At 73.6% G+C, this 2,862-nt stretch carries 3 protein-coding genes; all 3 read right to left on the minus strand.

The genetic code is table 11. From position 1 onward, the window contains the following. Window positions 1-18 precede the first annotated feature (18 nt). The gene (locus tag SACSA_RS21565) at window positions 19-1,074 is read right to left on the minus strand and encodes a glycosyltransferase family 4 protein (protein ID WP_048876440.1); all 1,056 of its coding nucleotides are present in this window, start codon (window positions 1,072-1,074) and stop codon (window positions 19-21) included. Window positions 1,075-1,177: 103 nt separating this feature from the next. After that, window positions 1,178-2,080, minus strand: a complete 903-nt coding sequence (locus SACSA_RS0104900) for a phosphatidylinositol mannoside acyltransferase (RefSeq protein ID WP_019814022.1) — start codon at window positions 2,078-2,080, stop codon at window positions 1,178-1,180. Beyond that, on the minus strand, window positions 2,077-2,703 hold the full coding sequence (pgsA, locus tag SACSA_RS0104905) for a phosphatidylinositol phosphate synthase (RefSeq protein WP_019814024.1): 627 nt from the start codon (window positions 2,701-2,703) through the stop codon (window positions 2,077-2,079). Before pgsA ends, SACSA_RS0104900 begins: the two co-directional genes overlap by 4 nt. Between the last annotated feature and the right edge of the window lie 159 nt (window positions 2,704-2,862).

Consider the following 2,862-nt stretch of genomic DNA (forward strand, 5'->3'; position numbering starts at 1 on the left):
CCTTCTGCAACTTCGCGCTCATGATTTCCTTTCCTCTTCGCGGATCGTGCCCGCTGGTTGGGTTGAGACGGGCAGCCCCGGGTCGGTGAGCACCCCGCGCAGCCCGTCCGCGAGCGAGGCCGCGTCCCCGGTGGTGGTGAGCACACCCGCACGCCCGTCGTCGAGGACCCTGCGGAACGAGTCCAGGCCGCTGGCCACCACGGGCGTGCCCGCCGCCAGGGCCTCGGTGAGGATCATGCCGAAGCTCTCCCCGCCGGTGTTGGGCGCGCAGTACACGTCCACGCTGCGCAGCGCACGCGCCTTGGTGGCGTCGTCGACCTGGCCCAGCAGCTCGACGCGGTCGGCCAGCTCCGGTCCGGCCTGCGCGCGCAGCGCCTGCTCCTCGCCGCGCCCCACGACGAGCAGCCGCAGGTCCGGCCATCCGGGTGCGAGCAGCCGCAGCGCGTCGAGCAGCACGCCCATGCCCTTGCGGGGCTCGGTGTAGCGGCCGACGAAACCGATCGTGCCCCCCGCGCGTGGATAGCCGGGCAGCGGTTCGGCCCCGGAGAACAGCGCCGCGTCCACCCCGTTGGGAATTTCCACCGCATCCCCGCCGAGGTGCTCGACCTGAACCCGCCGGGCCAGCGCGGACACCGCGATCCTCGCCGTGATCTTTTCGAGCAGCGGGCGCAGCACCGGCTGGAAGGCCGACAACGTGCGCGAGCGCGGCGTGGAGGTGTGGAAGGTGGCCACGATCGGACCTTCGGCGACCGTGAGCGCCAGCAGCGACAGGCTCGGTGCCGTGGGCTCGTGCAGGTGCAGCACGTCGAACCGGTTGTCCCGCAGCCAGCGCCGCACGCGGGCGTAGGAGACCGGCCCGAATTGCAGGCGCGCCACGGAGCCGTTGTAGCGGACGCCGAGCGAGCGCCCGGCCGGGTGCACGAACTCCGGCAGGTCCGCACCGTCCTCGTCGGCGGGCGCGAGCACCGAGACGGTGTTGCCGAGTGCCCGCAGCGCCCGCGCGAGGTCGACGACGTGGCCCTGCACTCCCCCGGGCACGTCGAACGAATAGGGACAGACGATGCCCACTCTCATACCGCGCCGACCCTCACACCGCCGCCACCGCCGGGTCGCGTGCCGTCGATTCCCGTTCCGCCTGCTCGTGCCGCGCGCGGGCCCACGGCCGCACCGCCCATTCTCATGCCGCGCTCCGCAGCCCGGAGTCCTGACCGCGGTCGGCGTCCCAGAAGGCCTGCAGCATGTGCCAATCGGTCGGGTGCGCGGCGATGTCGCCCGCGAAGACGTCGGCCAGCGCCTGTGTCGCGGCGCCGACCTCGTCGCGGGTGCTGACACGCACGCGTGGATGGATGCGCACGCCCCATCCGCCGTCGGTGAACCACGACCCCACGGGAAGCAGAGCCGCCCCGGTGCTCACCGCCAACCGCGCGGGGCCGACCGGGAACCGGGCGTCGTCCCCGAAGAACGAGACCGGCAGGCCCGACCCGGTGATGTCGCGGTCCCCGACGAGGCACACCACCTTGTTTTCGCGCAGCCGCCGCAGCAGCGCCCGGAAGGACACGCTGCCGTCGGCGGGGACCACCTCGAACCCGAGGGACTTGCGGTAGGCGACGAACCGCTCGTACAGCGACTCGGGCCGCAGCCGCTCGGCCACCGTGGTGAAGTTACCGGAGTGGCTCACCAGCCACACCCCGGCGACGTCCCAGTTGCCGGTGTGCGGCAGCGCCAGCACCGCGCCGTTGCCCTCGGACAGGGCCGCGTCCAGATAGTCGGCACCGGTGACCTCGACGCGGTCGCACACCCGGGCCGCGTCCCACGACGGCAGCAAGAACGTCTCGTGCCAGTAACGCGCGTACGACCGCAGCGCCCGGCGGGTCAGGTCGTCCAGCTCGGCGGGACCGGCCTGCGGTACCACCCTGGCGAGGTTGCGGCGCAACTGCTCCACCCCGGCGCGGCCCCTCCGGGCGAGCACGTCGGCGGCCACCGAGAACGCGGTGCCCGCGGCCGAGCGGGGCAGTTTCGGCACGGCCCGCCAGCCGAGGGCGTATCCCCACTCGGCCAGTCGCCCTCCGAGCGCGCTCACGACCGTGCTCCTCCCGAGGCGCCCTTCGCCGCCCGCGACACCCCGGCGATCCGCTGGGCCAGCGTCACCACGGACAGCACGACAAGCAGCCACTGGGAGGCCGCCACGGCCCAGGGCAGCCCGAGCCCCTGAAGGCCGGTGCCCACCAACGTCACGATCAGCCGCTCGGCGCGCTCGACCAGTCCGCCGTTGGCGGCGTCGCCGAAGCCCGACGCCTCGGCCCGGGCCTTGATGTAGGAGGTCACCTGCGCCAGCACCAGGCACAGCAGCGCGGCCGCCGCCACGCCGCGGTCGTCGGCGACGGCGAAGGCCCACCAGGCGATCGCGGCGAACAGGGCACCGTCGACGAGGCGGTCGCAGGTCGCGTCGAGCACCGCGCCGAACGGAGTGCTGCCCGTGGCCCGCGCCATGGCACCGTCGAGCAGGTCGAGCATCACGAAGCCCCACACGACGAAGGTGCCGGCGAGCAGCATCCCCCGGGGGAAGAACACCAGCGCACCCGCGACGGCACCCGCCGTGCCGAGCACGGTCATCGCGTTGGGTGTCAGACCGGCACGCACCAGCGCGGCACCGACCGGGTCGGTGACGCGGGACACGGACGCGCGCGCGAAGATGTTGAGCATCTCATCCTACGGGTGCCGGCGGGAACGTCGGAACAACTCGCCAAACCCTATCGAGGGGTCCCGGCGCCGTCGGCGGACGCCCTCGCACCGCGTGTCCGGTCAGCGCGCCTCCGGCGCGACCACCGCCTCGTCGGGCCCACCGTCCTGCCCGCCCGCGCG

Origin of the sequence: Saccharomonospora saliphila YIM 90502, from assembly GCF_000383795.1 — a bacterium.
GTDB classification, from domain to species: Bacteria; Actinomycetota; Actinomycetes; order Mycobacteriales; family Pseudonocardiaceae; genus Saccharomonospora; species Saccharomonospora saliphila.